The sequence below is a fragment of the Rothia sp. HMSC062H08 genome, from assembly GCF_001810775.1.
GTDB lineage: Bacteria > Actinomycetota > Actinomycetes > Actinomycetales > Micrococcaceae > Rothia.
In genome coordinates this window covers 12,954-30,552 of record NZ_KV802665.1, presented here as the reverse complement: position 1 = coordinate 30,552, position 17,599 = coordinate 12,954, and the positions used below count along the sequence as shown (strand labels likewise).

13 protein-coding genes and 1 tRNA gene are annotated in these 17,599 nt (G+C 56.2%); 4 read left to right on the top strand and 10 right to left on the bottom strand.

Features of this window, described 5'->3' with window-relative positions; all coding sequences use genetic code 11:
• Positions 1 to 10 precede the first annotated feature (10 nt).
• The 6 genes from HMPREF2765_RS02890 to HMPREF2765_RS02865 form a co-directional block, all read right to left on the bottom strand.
• Positions 11 to 2,254: an N-acetylneuraminate synthase family protein gene (locus HMPREF2765_RS02890; protein ID WP_049346747.1), complete on the bottom strand. Its 2,244-nt coding sequence runs from the start codon at positions 2,252 to 2,254 to the stop codon at positions 11 to 13.
• Between the two features lie 90 nt (positions 2,255 to 2,344).
• Complete coding sequence (locus HMPREF2765_RS02885; RefSeq protein WP_049346748.1) at positions 2,345 to 3,073, bottom strand: acylneuraminate cytidylyltransferase family protein; 729 nt, start codon at positions 3,071 to 3,073, stop codon at positions 2,345 to 2,347.
• On the bottom strand, positions 3,073 to 4,167 hold the full coding sequence (locus HMPREF2765_RS02880; RefSeq protein WP_070604217.1) for an RNA-binding protein: 1,095 nt from the start codon (positions 4,165 to 4,167) through the stop codon (positions 3,073 to 3,075). The genes HMPREF2765_RS02885 and HMPREF2765_RS02880 overlap by 1 nt, the downstream gene beginning before the upstream one ends.
• A complete protein-coding gene (locus HMPREF2765_RS02875) occupies positions 4,160 to 4,726 on the bottom strand; it encodes an acyltransferase (protein ID WP_012904026.1) in 567 nt (188 codons plus the stop codon). Before HMPREF2765_RS02875 ends, HMPREF2765_RS02880 begins: the two co-directional genes overlap by 8 nt.
• On the bottom strand, positions 4,717 to 5,715 hold the full coding sequence (locus tag HMPREF2765_RS02870) for a CgeB family protein (protein ID WP_049341578.1): 999 nt from the start codon (positions 5,713 to 5,715) through the stop codon (positions 4,717 to 4,719). Before HMPREF2765_RS02870 ends, HMPREF2765_RS02875 begins: the two co-directional genes overlap by 10 nt.
• A gap of 258 nt (positions 5,716 to 5,973) precedes the next feature.
• Positions 5,974 to 6,894 carry a glycosyltransferase family 2 protein gene (locus tag HMPREF2765_RS02865; protein WP_070594031.1) on the bottom strand — a complete coding sequence of 307 codons (921 nt, stop codon included), beginning with the start codon at positions 6,892 to 6,894 and terminating at the stop codon, positions 5,974 to 5,976.
• Positions 6,895 to 7,075: 181 nt separating this feature from the next.
• Between HMPREF2765_RS02865 and HMPREF2765_RS02860 the strand changes: the two genes are divergently transcribed.
• Entirely contained in the window at positions 7,076 to 8,038 is a 963-nt protein-coding gene (locus HMPREF2765_RS02860; RefSeq protein WP_070594029.1) for an alpha-1,2-fucosyltransferase, read from the top strand.
• Positions 8,035 to 9,003 carry a glycosyltransferase family 2 protein gene (locus HMPREF2765_RS02855; RefSeq protein WP_070594027.1) on the top strand — a complete coding sequence of 323 codons (969 nt, stop codon included), beginning with the start codon at positions 8,035 to 8,037 and terminating at the stop codon, positions 9,001 to 9,003. Before HMPREF2765_RS02860 ends, HMPREF2765_RS02855 begins: the two co-directional genes overlap by 4 nt.
• A 101-nt stretch (positions 9,004 to 9,104) precedes the next feature.
• Here HMPREF2765_RS02855 and HMPREF2765_RS02850 read toward each other — a convergent pair whose 3' ends face one another.
• The gene (locus HMPREF2765_RS02850; RefSeq protein WP_246823523.1) at positions 9,105 to 10,913 is read right to left on the bottom strand and encodes an ABC transporter ATP-binding protein; all 1,809 of its coding nucleotides are present in this window, start codon (positions 10,911 to 10,913) and stop codon (positions 9,105 to 9,107) included.
• Between the two features lie 721 nt (positions 10,914 to 11,634).
• Here HMPREF2765_RS02850 and HMPREF2765_RS02845 point away from each other — a divergent pair.
• Entirely contained in the window at positions 11,635 to 12,765 is a 1,131-nt protein-coding gene (locus tag HMPREF2765_RS02845) for an arsenate reductase/protein-tyrosine-phosphatase family protein (RefSeq protein ID WP_070604216.1), read from the top strand.
• Between the two features lie 148 nt (positions 12,766 to 12,913).
• Here the strand turns inward: HMPREF2765_RS02845 and HMPREF2765_RS02840 are convergent, their stop codons facing one another.
• The 3 genes from HMPREF2765_RS02840 to HMPREF2765_RS02830 form a co-directional block, all read right to left on the bottom strand.
• A complete protein-coding gene (locus tag HMPREF2765_RS02840; RefSeq protein WP_049352070.1) occupies positions 12,914 to 13,894 on the bottom strand; it encodes a ribose-phosphate diphosphokinase in 981 nt (326 codons plus the stop codon).
• Positions 13,895 to 13,914: 20 nt separating this feature from the next.
• Entirely contained in the window at positions 13,915 to 15,369 is a 1,455-nt protein-coding gene (glmU, locus tag HMPREF2765_RS02835) for a bifunctional UDP-N-acetylglucosamine diphosphorylase/glucosamine-1-phosphate N-acetyltransferase GlmU (protein WP_070604215.1), read from the bottom strand.
• An 87-nt stretch (positions 15,370 to 15,456) separates the two neighbouring features.
• Positions 15,457 to 15,527: transfer RNA gene (locus tag HMPREF2765_RS02830), tRNA-Gln, on the bottom strand.
• A gap of 235 nt (positions 15,528 to 15,762) precedes the next feature.
• On the opposite strand from HMPREF2765_RS02830, the gene HMPREF2765_RS02825 reads away from it, so the two are divergent.
• Positions 15,763 to 17,592, top strand: a complete 1,830-nt coding sequence (locus tag HMPREF2765_RS02825; RefSeq protein WP_070604214.1) for an ABC-F family ATP-binding cassette domain-containing protein — start codon at positions 15,763 to 15,765, stop codon at positions 17,590 to 17,592.
• Positions 17,593 to 17,599: the final 7 nt, after the last annotated feature.

Here is a 17,599-nt window from a genome sequence, read left to right as displayed (position 1 = left end):
GACGCCGGTCCTACAGCCACTTCTCGAGGCGGTCCAGTGCGGTGAAGAAGCCCTCACCGTTGTTGATGTGGCCCTGCCAGATTTCGGGAATGAAGGAAGCCTTCGGTGCCAGCTCACGCAACTGCTTGCCCAGGGATGCCCAGTCGACATCGCCTTCGCCAACCTGAACGCCCTCACCGTCAACACCGGTGCCGTCCACCAGGTGCAGGTGGATGGACAGCGGTGCCAGCTGCTCAACAGCCTCCGACAGCGGAATGTTCAGGAAGTTGCAGGCAAGCATGGTGTGGGAGATGTCCAGGCAGAGCGCGGTGTCGAATGCACGCGAGAACTCCGCGGTGTCCTTCGGATCCAGGAACAGGTTGTGGTACTGCTGACCACCCATCAGCCAGGGGTACGGAGGCAGAGTCTGAGCAGCCAGGCGAACGCCAGATGCGTCCAGACGCTTCAGAGCCTCACCGATACGCTCGTACTTCTCAGCACGTGCAGCAACGGGGATATGCTTGTCCTTGGTAAAGCCACCCATGGTCACAACCATGACCGGGTCCTCATCCACAGTGAAGTAGCGAGTCAGGTCACGGGTGATGTCGATGGTGCGCTGCACCTCAGCGATGGAGCGCTCCCACACCTCAGGATCCTTGGACGCGAGATCCACCAGGAAGTCACCTGCGAACAGGTCGGGCAGGTGGGTGGTGAAGCCCATGTCCAGCTTGGAGTCAAAGACGTCGTCGATGTTAATCTCGAGGTCCTTGTAGGAGAAGTGGAACTCCAGGAAGTCCGGCTTTGCCTCTTCAATCAGCGGCTTGTAGTCGTGGTAACGAACCGGCAGACCCCAGGGACGGTCGAACTTGAAGTCGCGGCGGGTCACCAGGTCGTCCTTCAGGTCGCCCTCGAAGAAGAACGAGCCTTCTTCAACGTCGCGCTGCATGGTGCGGCCCAGCAGCTGCGGCAGGTAGTTCGGCTGCAGACCGCGGCCGGGGGACTTCACAGCAACATCAGCCTCGGTCACGACCTCGCCCTTAGCAATGTGGCGGGTAGCAACCAGGGACTTAGCCAGGTTCACGCGGTTCATCAGCTCACCGGTGGACACCTCACGAGGAGCAGCAGAACCAATAGCCGCCTCAACCTCACGGATCTGCTGGACCATTGCCTTGAATTCCTCAGGCAACAGGGAGACGGTGTGGTCGTTACCCTCGAGGGTCTTGTCGGTGGTGAAGTGCTTCTCGATGATCTTCGCGCCGCGAGCAACAGCAGCAATCGGCACATGGTAGCCACGCTCGTGACCGGAGTAACCGACCAGGCACTGACCGATCTCAGCCAGGCGATCCATGTACGCCAGGTTGACGTCCTTGAAGGGTGCCGGGTATGCGGACTGGCACTGCAGCAGAGCGTAGGACGCGCCAGCGTTACGCAGCAGGGCAACCGACTCGCGGATTTCCTCTTCGCGGCTCATACCGGTGGAAACCAGCATGGGCAGGCCGCGGGAAGCCACGTCGCGCAGCAGCTCGTGGTTGGTCAGGTCAGCAGAAGCAATCTTCATGCCCTGGATGCCGTAGTCAACCAGCGCCTGAACGGAGGGTGCGTCCCAGGGGGTGCACATGATGTCCATGTCGTGCTGCTTGACGTGGTCGAAGACCTCGTACATCTGGTCAACGGTCAGGGAGAAGCGAGAGAGCAGGTCCAGGGTGTACTGAACGCCCAGGTCCTCACCTGCGGTTGCTGCGCCGCGCTGGCGGTACAGAGCGTCCATGTCGCGCAGCTGGAACTTCACAGCGTCCGCGCCGGACTCAACAGCCAGGTCCACCAGTTCCTTAGCGAAGTCAACGCTACCCTGGTGGTTGTTACCAATCTCAGCAATGATGAAGGAGGGGGAATCCTCGCTGATGGTGTGCTTACCGATGCGCAGGACGTCCTGCTCATCCATCGCCAGTGCCACAAGGTGACCGCGCTCGTCGGTCAGCGGCACGTGGTTGATGCCCTTCGCGAAGTATGCGCGCAGGGTCTCGGGATCAGCATCAGCCGGTGCGGTCTGCGGGTTGGTGTTCGCAGCGTCTAGGGCGCTGGTCTCCAGGGATGCGGTCGGGTTAGCAATCAGCCAACGACGGAAGTCACCGTCAGAGAGCGAACCGCGCAGAATACCGGACTCATTCACCAGGAAGATGATGCGCTGGCCGTTAGCAGAAATCTTCTGCAGGGCGTTGAGAATCGGGTCTTCAGCGAAGACCACGTAGGGGGCAATATTGCGTTCAATAATCACGATTTTGACCTTTTCGTTTGAGCGTTTAGTTGAATGCCTGAGTGCTGGTCAAGCCGGAAGCGGCAGAAGAGGTACTGCCGCGGGTGAAGGTTACTTGCCTTCGGACAGGATCTGAGTGAGCTGGTGCTCTGCCACGGAGAAGTCAATCGGTGCGTCAATATCGACACCCTCGACCTCGTCCAGCATGAACAAATCAATGGTACCGCCGGGGTAGCCCGCCAGGCGGTTGTGGTGGTCCATGTACACGTGGGTCTTGGTGATGTACATCGAACCGTTCTCACGGTAGCGGAAGGTTTCCTTGGTCAGCTCCTGGCGGCGCGGGCGAGCCATAATCTCGAACGCCGCGGTGGGCTCACCGTCAGCGTGCCAGGTCCAGATGAACGGACCAATCGGAATCACACCGACCATGGAGTCCTTACCGTTCTCCGCGAACTGGCGGACCGCACGAGCCAGAGTACCGGGCAGACGCACCGGGCTGGTTGCCTGCAGCAGCATGACAGCCTCGGGTTCCCAACCGTTTTCGGTGTAGAACTCGATGGCGTGCTCGATGACCGGCTCGGTTGCAGTGGTGTCTTCAGCCAGGTGTGCCGGACGAATGAACGGTACCTCAGCACCGTACTCGCGGGCGATATCAGCCAGCTCAGCATCGTCGGTGGAGACGACAACACGCAGCTCGTGCTCGCCGGCTACTTCTTCCTTAGCAGCCAGTGCCTGCTCGATGGTCCATGCGACCAGCGGCTTACCCGCGATGGGGCGCAGGTTCTTACGCGGAATGCCCTTTGAGCCACCGCGCACGGGGATGACGCAGAGAATACGCATTATGCCTCCAAAATTTCAATCATGAGTTCAGCGATACGCTGTGCCGGTTCCTTCTTCGGCTGAACCGGTGCCGGGGTCGGTTCCTGACCCCACTGGTTCATGCCGTAGCGGTCCCAGAATTCCACGAGCCATGCCGGCGGTGCCGGGTGGTAAACCCACGCCGGGATACCGCGGATCGCAGCCTCCAGAACGCCGGTAGAGAAGATGGACACCACCGGGTTTGGCACCTCGTTCAGCGGGGTACCGGAGCGGTCAATGCGGATGCCTTCCTTCTCCCACAGCTTGTGGGTCAGCACCGACAGCTTGTCCTTCTCGCTCGGGTGCGGGCGGTAGGTTCCACCAAACTTCTTCAAGAAGGAGTGCGAAGCGTACGCGAAGGATGCGCGCGGCAGTTCCGCACCGTGCATCTGTCCTAGGAAGATCGGTTCCAGGTCGTTCTGTTTCTGCGCCTCAGCACCGGCTGCCTTCTGCGCCGCGAGGTAGAGCAGCTGCGAACCCACCGCGTGAGTGGTGACATCGCGGCGGCCTGATGCCCAGAATTCGGCATCAGCTTCGCTGAAAGCCAGCAGGGTACATCCGACCGGTAGCGGCGGTGCCTGAGGCACCAGCAGGCCGTGCTGAACCATCCAGTACTCTGCGCCAATTGCACGAGAGAACTCGTAAGCTACTGCACCGCGGCTGAGGAACTGGGCTGCAGAAAGCACAATGCGAATATCAGGCAGGAGGCGCATCAGCTCGTCACCGGAAATCTCCTGCTCGGTCCAGTCCTTGCGCGAGTAGTGCTCGCTCGCGTACTGTCCGTCCAGGTACTCGCTAGCGTCCTCAGGAACCCACAGAGCCACGTCAACAGCATCTAGATGCTTAAGAGGCTCCAAGATTGCGTTGCGGTTCGTCGGAGAGAACGAATCCATAACGATCAGCACCTGAGGCTTAGTACCGCGAGTGTACAGAAGGCCGTGTACGGGTTCCTCCGCAATGGTTCGGGAACGTGCAGAGTCAAGAAGCGCTTTCAGCTTATACTTAGCCCACTTCAGCTTCTTCTGACGCCTCTGCCACGCCTGCCAAGCATCCAAATCTAGAGGGTATTTAAGCATCCTGCTTCTCCCCAGAACGGACTCGAATAACGGTAGCCGGGATGCCCACAGCCACAGCGTTAGCCGGAATGTCGCGGGTGACCACAGCTCCAGCACCAATCACCGCACCATCTCCAATGGTGACACCACCGAGCACGGACACATTCTGACCAAGGAAAACGCGATCGCCAATCACGATGTCGCCTCCGGGCTGCACATCATGCAGAGAGTCCAGAGGGTGCTCGCCAGAATTGACCATCACGTTATCGGCAAAGACACAATCCTTACCAATAGTCACATTCGACAGAGCGTGAATATGGCTACGGTGACCGACATAGGTCCCAGAACCAATACGCAGAATACCTCCGGCTTCAGAAGCGATCCAGGCATCCTCGTAAATTGCGATCTGGTCACCAAGGTAGATGTTCTCTACACCGACCATACGCAGAGGGCGGACAAGAACAGTCCCCGAACCGAAAGAGCCGAACGCCCGCGAGTACAGGGTCTTGCCCAGCAGGTCTGCCATGTGCCAACGCACGCTCGGCATCTTGGTCACAATCTTAGAAAGGTTTAGGCCCATAGCTGCTCCAAAATCTTTACACGCTGATCGAAGGTGTGCTCAGCCAGAGTACGCTTCTGACCAGCTTCACGAATCTGACGAGCCCACTTCGGCTCACGGAAAATACGGGTACAAATCTCGATGAGCTCATCAATGCTCTCGTAGACCAGAACCTCTTCCCCAGGAATGTAGTAGCGATCCACGTCAGCGCGGTCAATCACCTGCAGAGCGCCCACGCCGGGAGCCTCAAAGGTACGCATGGTGAAACCATCCTGGTTATTGTGGATGTTCAGCGTTGCCGGGGAGGACGCCATAATACCGTACGCCTCGGAGCGGTCAACATCGCGACCTGCGGGCACGCCGGAATCCTTGAACTGCTTAGTGCGCAGAATATCGTAGGGGTGACGCGACCAGGCACGACCGTAAGCACGCACCGGCAGACCGGCTGCGACCAGCGCCTGCAGGGTCTCCTCACGGTTGGGGTACTTAGCACCCACAAAGTTGATGGAGTCCTCGCGCATGGGGACAACCGGGCAATGGGTGTCGTAGGCGTTGGGCATATCGAGCACCTCGAAGCCCTGCTCACGCAGGTGCTGCGCGTCCAGCGGGCTGTAGCTTGCCAGCGAGCCCAGGTGGTGCAGGTCCTCTTCGGTGTAGCTCATGCGGCGCATTTCGTCGTAGAGCCAGGTGCCGTAGCGAACACCGGAGGTCTTCAGCAGGTCCCACCATTCGCGGGAGAGCATATCGCCCTTAATGACCAGCACAATATCGGGGCGGAATTCGTTGAAAGCGTCAATAGCCTTACGGGTAGCCTGCGCTGCGAAGCTTTCGGGGCGGTACTTCTCGGGCAGCTCGTGGGCAAGCTTGTTGAGGATGCGCTCGGGCAGAGTACCCGGCGCATCGTAGATGTGGGTGCGCACTTCGTATCCGTGCACTTCCAGGGATGCCTGAATTGCCTTCCAGTACCCGTGGAATGCGGGCGAGAGCAGTAGAAGTTTGGGCTGAGTCATATGAGGATTGAATCCTGTCGGCGTTTGCTATAAGAACCCGCAGGGTAAAACCGTGCGGTGCTATGTGTTGGAGTGAAGAGGAACGGAAAGTTTCACCTACAACTTGAGGCAAAACATACCTATTGAAATTTTACAACGAAAGCAGGAGACGACACACTCGAGTGCACTGTGTCGCCTCCTACGTTCTATATGCGCCTTCTTACGAAGAGAGCTAGAAATCCTCCGGAATTACTCTTGCAGACTCCGCACGTTTCGTGCCTAGTTCTCGCGGCGCTCTGCCTTGGCAATACGCTCCAGCTCGGTGGCAAGGAAGCCACGAGCGTCCACATCCTTATTGCGCAGGCCGCGCACCGAGTTCACCGCAAAGTTTGCGTAGCTGGTAGCACGCAGAGCAGCAGCGAGCTTCTTCTCCCAGCCCCACTTATCCGCATAAATGAAGCGAGCGGTGGTCAGCCACTGCACACGACGCTCGGAGGGCGAAGATCCGCCACCCTCGTGGGTTACAGTCACCGAAGGAATCAGGTAACGGTCCACACCAGCGTTCGAGAGGCGGTACTGGAAATCCACCTCTTCGCTGTTCATGTAGAAACGCTCATCCATGCCACCGATGCGGTTGAAGGTCGTACGAGGAACAACCATGCATGCACCCATAACCCAGTCGACCTTCGCGTCCGAGGTACCGGTGCATGCTTCAACGTCGTGACCGACGCCGCGGTGCCACCAGTCGGTCGGCTTGAAACGAGCCAGCGGAGTGAACCATTCCCACGCAATATGCGCTGCGGTGGGGAACTTACGTGCGACCCACTGCTGCTTGCCGTCGTGGCCAATAATCTGGGGGCTAGCCAGTACCTCGCCGTGGCGTTCCACGGCTGCGAGCATGCGCGAGACGAAAGTGTTATCCAGCTCCAGGTCGCTGTTGAGGATGAAAACCCATTCACCGGTCGCGGCAGCAACACCGGAGTTCACAGCCTTACCGAAACCACCGTTAACAGGGCGGCGAACCACGGTCACGCCCTCAACCTCGGGGAACGGGATGGGCGAAACATCATCAGAGACAATAATCTCAATGTCTGCGGAGTCAATGCCCTGCTGAGCACGCAGAGTGTCAATAATGGCAAGAACCGGCTCCGGCTCGCCGTAGAAAGGAATAACCGCAGAAACGCGGGGAAGGAAGGTCATGTATTACAATCTTTCTTGAGTGAGAGGGATAATAGAAACCACCGTAGCGGTGGATGCTATCGTCTCTAGGATTATACAACTTCACTACTTTTTCAGCTGCACTTTTCAATCACCTATGCAGTTAACAAATACTCGCCCACTATCAACTCGCTATCTTACACATCCGAAAGGGGACTTTCTCGTGGATTCTGATATCCAACCCATCAATGAATCAGAAAGGGTCGCCGTATACACTGTTCAGCACCCCGCTTTCAAACGTGCTGTCGATACGGCTTACAACTCTATTCGCCATAAGTATCTGGGGAAATATATTAACCTTCTACGCCGCGGCGAAAAATTTATTCTCCTTTCCTACCCCATCTCCCGGGGAGGTAATTGGCTGTATCTATGGGCCCGCGCGGCTACTCTCCGCCATCACGGCACCGACAAAGCATCTTTGCTCTATGGTCCCGGGATGGAGGCATGGACCGAGGAGTTCCCGAAGCTTGCCTCCATTACGGCTTCTTCGTCAGAGTATACGTTCTTTACCCGCCGTAGCGGCTACTTCCCGACGGATATTGAGAAGGATATCAGCGAAGAAGATTTGCACTTTTTTATTCGCGAGTACCTTCTTTCTTCAGAGTCCTTTAGCGAGCGCCTTGCAAGAATGCAGGACATAGTGGATGAAAATTCTCTCGTCATTAACATTCGCCGTGGCGATTACTATTCTGTGCCTCAAATTAATGAGGTTTTCGGAATTGATACGGTGACCTATGTGGAGGAAGCACTGAAGAAACTTCAGGATACCGTAACTCCTTCAAAGATTATTTTTGTATCAGATGATCTTCAGTGGTGCGAGGAAAACCTCTCACACCTGAACTCAGTAGCACCCTGTATCTTTGAAAAGCAGGGTTCCGGTATGTTCGACGATCTGGCCCTTGTGGCCAGCGCCCCTTACCTGATTCTGACCAACACGACTTTCGGTTATTGGGGCGCCTATATCGGTGAGTTGCTGGCCCAAAAGCTCGTCCTTTCCCCTGATATTCATCAAGTTATTTCTGAAGATGCTCGTATCTATCAGAGCCGCCCAAAGATGCACCGTACTCATTGGGTTGCTGTGCATCACCCCGAAGGTAAAAACTGGATTACGGGTGAAATGCTGTGATTAACGCTCTTAAATCCCTCAAGCACCAGCTTTTCGTGCTGAAAATTAATCATGATAAAAAACGCGAAGCCATTGCGCTCCGTGAGAGTACTGAGTTTAAAGAACGTTACGCTTCGCTCGATAAAACATTTACCCACACGGTTCTCCCCTCCGGCCCCTTTATATGGGGCATAACCATGGTGAAGAACGAAGCAGATATCATCGAGCAGACAATCCGACATCTATTCGATCAAGGTGTGGACCATATCTTAGCAGCTGATAATGGCTCTTCAGATGGGACCTATGAGATACTGCTCGAACTCAGCAAGATCCTACCTGTGCACGTTATTCAGGACCGTGAACTAGCCTACTACCAATCAGAGAAAATGACCTGGCTTGCTGACCGGGTGATGGAGGCGGGCGCTGAATGGATTATCCCGTTCGACGCTGATGAATTTTGGTATGGTGTTTCCGCTCCGCTATCGGAAGTCCTACGCTCGCAAAAGGGGCGCACTATCGAACTGACGAAGCTGTACAACGTTTTTCCCAGTATTGAAGGACCTAGTCTCAGGGTTGATCCAACTCCCCACTGGGACCTGAAAGTGTGTTTCTCACGCTGGGAAAATGCCGTTATCAAAATGGGTAACCATGAGGTCATTGCACCGGGTAAGCAGAAGCTTAATGAAGTTGCTATCATCCACTACCCCTGGCGTTCAAAGGAACAATTTGCTCGCAAGCTACGTCAAGGGGCTAAGGCATTGGAAGCCACCGATTTGCCTGAAGATATGGGGTACCACTGGAGACGTAATGGTGATATAACCTTTGAAAGTGCTACCCCCCTGTGGGAAGCACTTTTGCGCGGCGAGGTTGACCATGAGACCATCACTTGGCGTCCAACCGGCCCTCTTACACCTATTGGTTCTTTACCTCAAGAGTTTAAAGAAATCGTTCATTTGCTCAATGAGAAGACGAGCACAGGTATTTAACGCGGATCTTTCCAGACGGTAAAAATACAATATAAAACCAAAAGAAGGGGCTCTCGTTCATGACGAGAGCCCCTTCTTTTTTAGATATGCAAGCTATGAGACTAGTCCGGCAACTGGCCCAGCTTCACCAGGTTAGCGAACTCTGCGTTTGCTCGCTGCACCTCAGCGAAGGTGCCTTGATTAGCAATTCGGCCATTGGAGAGATAAACCAGCTGATCAACATTGCGAACTGTCGATAGACGGTGAGCGACAATAATTACAGTGATATCCTTCGAGATTCGCTCAATGGTCTTCGTAATCTTGTGCTCAGTCTCGTTGTCCAATGCACTGGTCGCTTCGTCCAAGATTAACACGCTCGGGTTACGGTACAGGGCACGGGCGATGCCCATACGCTGCTTCTGGCCGCCCGAAAGACGGGTCGCGTTGTACCCCAGTTTAGTGTCCAGGCCATTTTCCAAGGACTCTACTACCTCAGTCAGCGCAGCAACTTCAAGGCAGTACTTAACACGCTCAACATCAATCTCATGTGGCTCAAGGCCAAAAGCGACTGCTTCAGTTACAGTACAGTCTGCGATAAAAACATCCTGAGGCACATAACCAATTCGCTGATGCCAAGAACGCAAATCCTTTTGAATCGACTCACCATTCTTCAGTACCTGTCCATTGGTCGGAGCAAAGAGGCCCAAGATTAGGTCAATTAGAGTCGTCTTGCCCGATCCGGAGCCACCCACGAAGGCAATTGAGGATCCCATCGGGACATCCAGCGTAATATTGTTAAGAACCGGCTTATCGCCATCAGGGTACTGGAAGCTCAAATTATCAATCTGAATGTCAATCGGTTCAATCGTTTTATTGATGTACTCGTAATCATCCGGAACAACAGGCTTGGAAGCTAGGTTAAACATTCGGGCTTCAGGCGTGAGCTGCTCGATCTCCTTCACAAGTTCGTCGCTGGCATGTTCACCTGCACGAATGTTGCCAAGGGATGCCACCATGCGAGTGTAGTTCGGCAGGATTCGGATACAAGCACCTGCGAAGAGAAGCAGATACCCAGTGCTATCTGCACCCTGAGTTGCGCTCATAAACGCAAGAAGACCCGCAATACCCAAGATAAAAATAATTTCAAGGGTGTACTTCGGAAATTCGGACAGGAAAGCACTACGCATAGAAGCACTTACCGCATCCAGACGCTTTTCCTGGTAACGATACATGTAACGATCAGTCGCGTCATACAGACGAATCTCACGGAAGCTGTCTACCGACTCAATCATCGCAGACCATGCACCCCTAGTCGCATTCAGGACAATAACACCCTGTTCACGGTTCTTACGCTTAAGAACGCTCTGCAGAACGAAGGATGTCAGTCCGAAATAAACCATTGCTATCAATGCTGGAACAGGCATAATAACGAGCAACATGACCATAAGCATTAGAATCGACAGCAATTCACCGACAAATCCCAAAACACCGCCGACATAGGCACCGTATGCTTGGGCGGTAACATCATTCACCGCGTTATAAATTGGGGCTGCGCCACGCTTACGGTGATCCAGATAAGGCTCACGAGTGTACCGATTCAAGAGGGCTACCGACACCGCGCTCTGCTGGGTTGCAAGAAAGCTAAGACTCCAGCGACGGACAACCAGCGAAAAAACGCCTTTAAGTACAAACGCAGCAACAAGAGTCAAACCGAAGATAATAATCAAGGTCGGAGTATCTGGGTTGCCAAAGAAATTAGAAACTTTCAAGATGAAACCCTCACGGGGAGCTCCCATAGCAAGGTTCACCAGGGGAAGCACCAGCGCAACACCAAGCATCTCGAACAGCGATACAAGGAAAAGGCCAATGATATTGACGATGAGGAGCCTAAATTTCTTACCAGGGAAGAAAAGTCGGATCTTAGAGTACATAGTCTTCACAATAAAACCTGCACCTTCTGCAGATAACAATCCGCAATAGAACAAATAACTTGAGCGAGAGAAGAAGTATTACAGTATCTGCAATAAATTCAGATTTTTAATCCAAATTTTACTATTAGATACAAAGTTATTCCTTCAATAATAAACAAGTTTGAAATAGGTATTCTAAAATTTAACATTCTGCACCATAAACATCGTTTCTGGTGCTGCAGGCCTGTTTAACTTCTACTACCCATCATAGAGGGACACACTCTCCAAGCCTTCCCCTGCTACCGTTGTATAGAGAAGAGAAATGTAACAAACTGCAAAGAACCCCGTTAAATTTCAGCATCTTTTACCAAAAGACGAAGCTAGTGTTTGCGGATAGAACTGAGGTTTCGTTGCGAGAAGGTTCATGATGCCTTTCTTGACCCGTCACAAAATATAGACAAGACCATGAGTTTGAGGAATGATGAGTAGAGTCTAGGCATAATTCTAGCATGCAGGCTTTCTTTAGCTATGGAGAGATTTCTGTACTTTAGGTCATCTTTCGTGGAAAAAACTGGGAGAGATGTCAACTTTACGTACACCTGTAGGGTATTCGCCACACGCAGGAAAAGGAACCGTTGAAGGTGCAAGTAACTCGGTATGATAGATACTATTCATTCAACCAACCCGACACTTCCGGCTTCCCTGTTCACTGTTGGGTACGTCAATTAGAAAAGGCTTTTTGATGGGCATCTTCAACATTAAGTCCCTCAAGGACAAGTACGCTTGGGGCTCCTCCGAGGACAAAACCAACTCCGCAGAAACCACCGAGGAGCAGCAGGCAACCGCCGCCTCTCCCTCCGCAAATATTGCCGACGGAGTCCGCTCCCTCATTAAGAGCAACCCCGAACTGGCGGGTAAGAACCGCCGCGGGGTTGCCGGCCGTACCATCACCCCCGACGGTTCACTCCGCGAAGCCATCGGAGACTACGAAGTCCGTTCCCCCTCCGAGGTAGCCGCTCAGGAAGTCACTCCCGAAGAAGAGCTCAGTGCCGACGGCACTGCAACCGTCTCCGCACAGCCCCTCACCCACACCGATATCGAGGCTACCCCCGGTGACATTCTCGACGTAGACGGCAAGCCCGCAGGCCCCAGCATTATCCGCGTGGGCCAGCATAACGCGCCCACCGTTGATGCCGAAGAGCTCGCCAACCCGGAAGAAGCCAACAGCCAGAGCGCAGGAAACGCACACTCCTCCCCCGTTACTAACTCCCGCAGCGAACGCACCCCGCTCTTCAAGTTCTCCCCCAAGACTCTCAACCGTACCGACAGCACCGGCAAAGACGGCCCCTTCGAAGCACTCTTCGTGTGCACCGGTAACATTGCCCGCAGCGCATCCGGTGAGGTGATCTCCAAGCACCTCGCCGCAGAATACGGTCTGGAAGACAAGTGGATTTTCGCCAGCGCGGGCACCGGAGCACTCGTCGGTCACGGCGTCTACGAGCATGTAGCCAACGAACTTATTGAGCGCGGCTACAACCCCGAAGGTTTCGCCTCCCGCCAGCTCAACGGCCAGATTATCGAGAACGCCACCATCATCCTGGTCGCTGAGAAGGTACACGCCGACTGGATCGTGCGCGAGTGGCCCCAGCACCACGCCAAGATCAAGCTACTCAAGCAGGTTGCACGAATCCGCGAGGACGCACGCCGCGCCGAGCCTCTCTCTTACCTCTACTCGCACGGCGCCCGCCCGCTTGATAGCGACAAGCTGGAAGACCCCTACCGCCGCGGCCCCGCAGCAGCAAAGGTTGCAGTGGATGAGGTGGAGCAGTCCCTCCGCGTGATTCTGCCCTGGCTCGCACAGGCACACCGCTAAGCACACGGCGCTAAATACAGCACTAACCCGGCAGGAACAGATATCTATTCCTGCCGGGTTAGCTTTAGCCTCTACAACTTAGCCTCAATAGCAGAAAGTCCCCCACCGACCAACAGTCAGCGGGGGATTTTCGTTAGGCTTTAGAAGCCTAGTGATCGAAAATCTCGGTCACAGAACCCTCGTCGAAGACCTCACGGATAGCGCGAGCAATCAACGGAGCAATGGAGAGAATAGTCAGGTTATCGAACTGCTTCTCTTCCGGCACGGGCAGGGTGTTAGTCACGATGACCTCCACAGCACCGCACTGAGACAGACGCTCAGCAGCCGGATCGGACAGAACCGGGTGGGTTGCCGCGATGATAACTTCCTTCGCACCCTTGTCCATGAGAACCTTCACAGCGCCAGCAATGGTGCCGCCGGTGTCAATCATGTCGTCAATCAGCACGCAGGTACGGCCCTCGATGTCACCCACGACAGTCTTAGAAACAGCCTGGTTGGGGACGTTGATGTCGCGGGTCTTGTGCACGAACGCCAGGGGTGCGCCGTCCAGCAAATCAGCCCAGTGCTCAGCCACACGCACACGACCGGTATCCGGAGAAACCACGGTCACGTTCGACAGATCCTCAACGCGCTCACGGATGTGCTTAGCCAGCACCGGAATTGCGAACAGGTGATCCAGCGGACCGTCGAAGAAACCCTGAATCTGCGAAGTGTGCAGGTCCACGCACATCAGGCGGTCAGCACCAGCAGTCTTGTACAGGTCCGAGATCAGACGTGCCGAGATAGGCTCACGGCCCTTGTGCTTCTTGTCCTGACGAGCATAGGGGTAGAAAGGAGACACCACGGTAATGGAGCGAGCGGAGGCGCGCTTGAGTGCATCAATCATAATGAGCTGCTCCATGAGCCATTCGTTGATGGGTGCCGGGTGCGACTGAATCACGAAAGCGTCCGCACCGCGCACCGACTCCTCAAAACGGACGTAGGTCTCGCCATTGGCGAAGGTGTATGCGGAGGTGGGCAGCAGGTCGTGGTCAAGAGCCTGTGCGATCTCCTCGGCAAGCTTGGGGTGTGCTCGACCGGAGACCACTACAAGCTTGCGCTCACCGGGGTTGGTAATCTCGCTACTCATGGTGTTGTTCTTTCCTCGAATTAGGATTCTGCCGGTTCCTGAGCGCCAGCAGCCTTGGCGGCTTCGGCGGGTTCGGTACCAGCACGGTTCTTCAGGACCCAGCCCTCGATGGTGCGCTGGGAAGTCTCAGAGTAGGCGAGGGCGCCCGCAGGAACATCCTTACGGATCAGCGCGCCCGCGCCGGAGTAGGCACCGTCACCGACGGTAACAGGTGCAACATAAATGCCTGCGGAGCCCATACGGGCGTGCGCGCCAATAACGGAGCGGTTCTTCACCAGACCGTTATAGTTCGCGAAAATAGAGCCTGCACCAATGTTTGCGCCCTCACCGATGGTGGCGTCACCAACATAGGACAGGTGCGGGATCTTTGCGCCATCGCCAATCTGCGAGTTCTTAGCCTCGCAGAAGGTGCCAAGCTTAGCGTCCTTGCCCAGGGTGGTACCGGGGCGCAGGTATGCGAAGGGACCAACAGTTGCGCCCTCACCAATGACAGCGCCGTAACCGTGCGCGCGGATGATGGTAGCGTCAGCCTCAACGGTCATGTCAGTCAGGGTGGTGTCCGGGCCAATGGTGGCACCGGTAGCGACGGTGGTGGAACCGTGCAGCTGAGTGCCCGGCAGCAAGGTTACGTCGTTTTCAATGGTGACGGTAACGTCAATCCAGGTGTTCTGCGGATCAACAATAGTCACGCCGTTACGCATGTGCGCCTCAAGGATGCGGTTGTTGAGCATACGACCCAGCTGAGCCAGCTGCACGCGATCGTTAGCGCCCTCAACTTCCCAACGGTCCTCAATAGCCAGAGCGGAGGTGCGGTGGCCCTTCGAACGAGCGATGGACAGAACGTCGGTAATGTACTTCTCGCCCTGAGCGTTGTTGGTGGTCACCTCAAGCAGCGCCTCACGCAGGACTGCAGCATCAAAAGCGTAAATACCGGAGTTGATCTCGGTGATTTCGAGTTCTTCGGGGGAAGCGTCCTTCGCCTCAACAATGGCGGTCACCTCGCCAGCCTGGTTACGGACAATACGGCCGTAAGCGCCGGGCTCATCAATGTGGGTGGTCAGGACAGTTACGGAGTTCTTGTCTTCCTCGTGGAAGGCAATCAGTTCGCGCAGAGTCTCGGGGCGAAGCAGAGGAACATCGCCGTAGGTCACCAGGACGGTGCCGGAGACGGATGCCTGCGCATCCAGGGCGTTCAGACCGACCTCAACAGCGCGGCCGGTACCCGGAATCTCATCCTGATCAACGATGGTTACCTCAGGGTCAAATGCAAGAACGTGCTCAGCAACCTTATCGCGCTGGTGGCGTACCACAACAGCGAGGCGCTCGGGGTTCAGATTGCGTGCAGCAGCGACAGCGTGCTCAACCATGGATCGACCACCAATGCCGTGCATGACCTTGGGGGTAGCGGACTTCATGCGCGTACCAGCGCCTGCGGCGAGAACGATCACTGCAGAGGGTGCCAGTTCAGTGTTCACTGGGAAGACTCCTTAGACGAGGTTGTAAGAGTGAGGAGTGAGCGCGGACCGCTAACTCTCTATCAACGGTGCCGTTGAGTGCTTACGCTCCGCCACTAGGACTCGAACCTAGACAAACGGCTCCAAAGGCCGCTGTGCTGCCATTACACCATGGCGGATTATCCTTACATTCACGACAAGCCCCCGCTAGCGGGTCCTCATCGTCATTGACCGCCATTTTGGGCACAGAACAGCGCAATGCAGGAAATGCTTTCCTCAGTTTATCAAATATCTGTGCTCAACTTAGCCGCGCGCCCCGCAATCCCCACAGCTTTTCTCAGCACCGCCAAGTAGCCCCTCATCAAAGCTTGGAGCGCTACTTGAACTGAACACTCACCCTGTACCCTAGAAGGCGTGGCACATCTACTTGGCGGCGAATCGCTGCACCTCGAATTCCCTACCCGAACCATCTTTGAAGGCATCACGGTCGGCCTGAACGAAGGCGACCGCATAGGCATTGTCGGTCGCAACGGCGACGGCAAGTCCACCCTCATGAAGATCCTTGCCGGCCGGCTCGAACCGGACTCCGGCCGCGTTACCGTGCGCGGCGGCACCCGCATCGGCTACCTTGACCAGTCAGACGTCCTCGACGACGACCACACCGTCGGCTACGCGATTGTGGGCGACACCCCCGAATACGAGTGGGCCTCGCAGTCCCGTATCCGCGATGTCATCTCGGGCTTGGTTTCCGATCTGCCCTGGGATGCACCTGTCTCTTCGCTCTCTGGTGGTCAGCGTCGACGCGTAGCGCTCGCCTCCCTGCTCGCGCAGGAGTGGGACGTGCTGATGCTCGACGAGCCCACCAACCACCTGGACGTTGAAGCCATCACCTGGCTCGCTAACCACCTGAAGTCCCGCTGGTCCAAGAATGCTGGCGGACTCATGGTCGTCACCCACGACCGCTGGTTCCTCGACGAAATCTGTACCGACACTTGGGAAGTGCACGACCGCATCGTCGAGCCCTTCGAGGGCGGCTACGCGGCGTACATCCTGCAGCGTGTGGAGCGTGACCGTCAGGCAGCCGCAGCGGAGGCGAAGCGTCAGAACCTGATGCGCAAGGAGCTCGCCTGGTTGCGCCGCGGTGCGCCCGCGCGTACCTCCAAGCCGAAGTTCCGCATTGATGCCGCCAACGCCCTCATTGCGGACGTCCCGCCGGTGCGTGACACCGTGGAGCTGAAGAAGATGGCAGTCTCCCGCCTCGGCAAGGACGTGGTCGACCTCGAAAATGTTTCCGTCGTCTACGACGACCCCTCGATGCCCGGCGGCAAGCGTCCCGTGCTGAAGAAGGTCACCTGGCGTATTGCCCCCGGCGAGCGCACCGGCATCCTGGGCGTGAACGGTGCGGGTAAGTCCACTCTGCTTTCTCTGGTGACCGGTGATCTGAAGCCGACCGAGGGCCGCGTCAAGCACGGTAAGACCGTGAAGGTTGCGACCCTGACTCAGCAGCTCGATGAGCTCAACGAGGTCGCTAACGACCGCGTCTCGGATGTGATTGGCCGAAAGAAGCGCAGCTACATTGCCGATGGCAAGGAGCTGTCCCCTTCGCAGATGCTGGAGCGTCTGGGCTTTACGAGCGCGCAGCTGTCTACCCCGGTCAAGGACCTTTCGGGTGGTCAGAAGCGTCGCCTGCAGCTCATGCTGATTCTGCTGGATGAACCGAACGTGCTGATTCTCGACGAGCCGTCCAACGACCTGGACACCGATATGCTCGCCGCGATGGAGGACCTGCTGGATACCTGGCCGGGCACTCTGCTGGTGGTCAGCCACGACCGTTACCTCATGGAGCGCGTCACCGATCAGCAGTACGCCGTGATTGACGGTTCGTTCCGTCACCTGCCCGGCGGTGTGGACGAGTATTTGGCGCTCTCGGCAGCCGGTGCTGGCGGTTCTGCAGCCGGTAGCGCGCAGGCGCGTGCCGCCTCCTCGGCGCAGGCTTCTGCTGAGCCGGATACCCCGAAGGTCTCCGGTGCCGAGCTGCGTGCGGCGCAGAAGGAGTCCGGCGCGATTGAGCGTCGCCTGGCAAAGCTCGCTGCAGAGCAGGAGAAGCTCTCCGAGCAGATGAGCGCTCATGACGCCTCGGACTACGCCGGTTTGGCGGCACTCGGCGAGCAGCAGCAGGCACTTCAGGATGAGATTGACGAGCTAGAAATGCGCTGGCTCGAACTCTCCGAATTGCTGGGCTAAGGTCTAC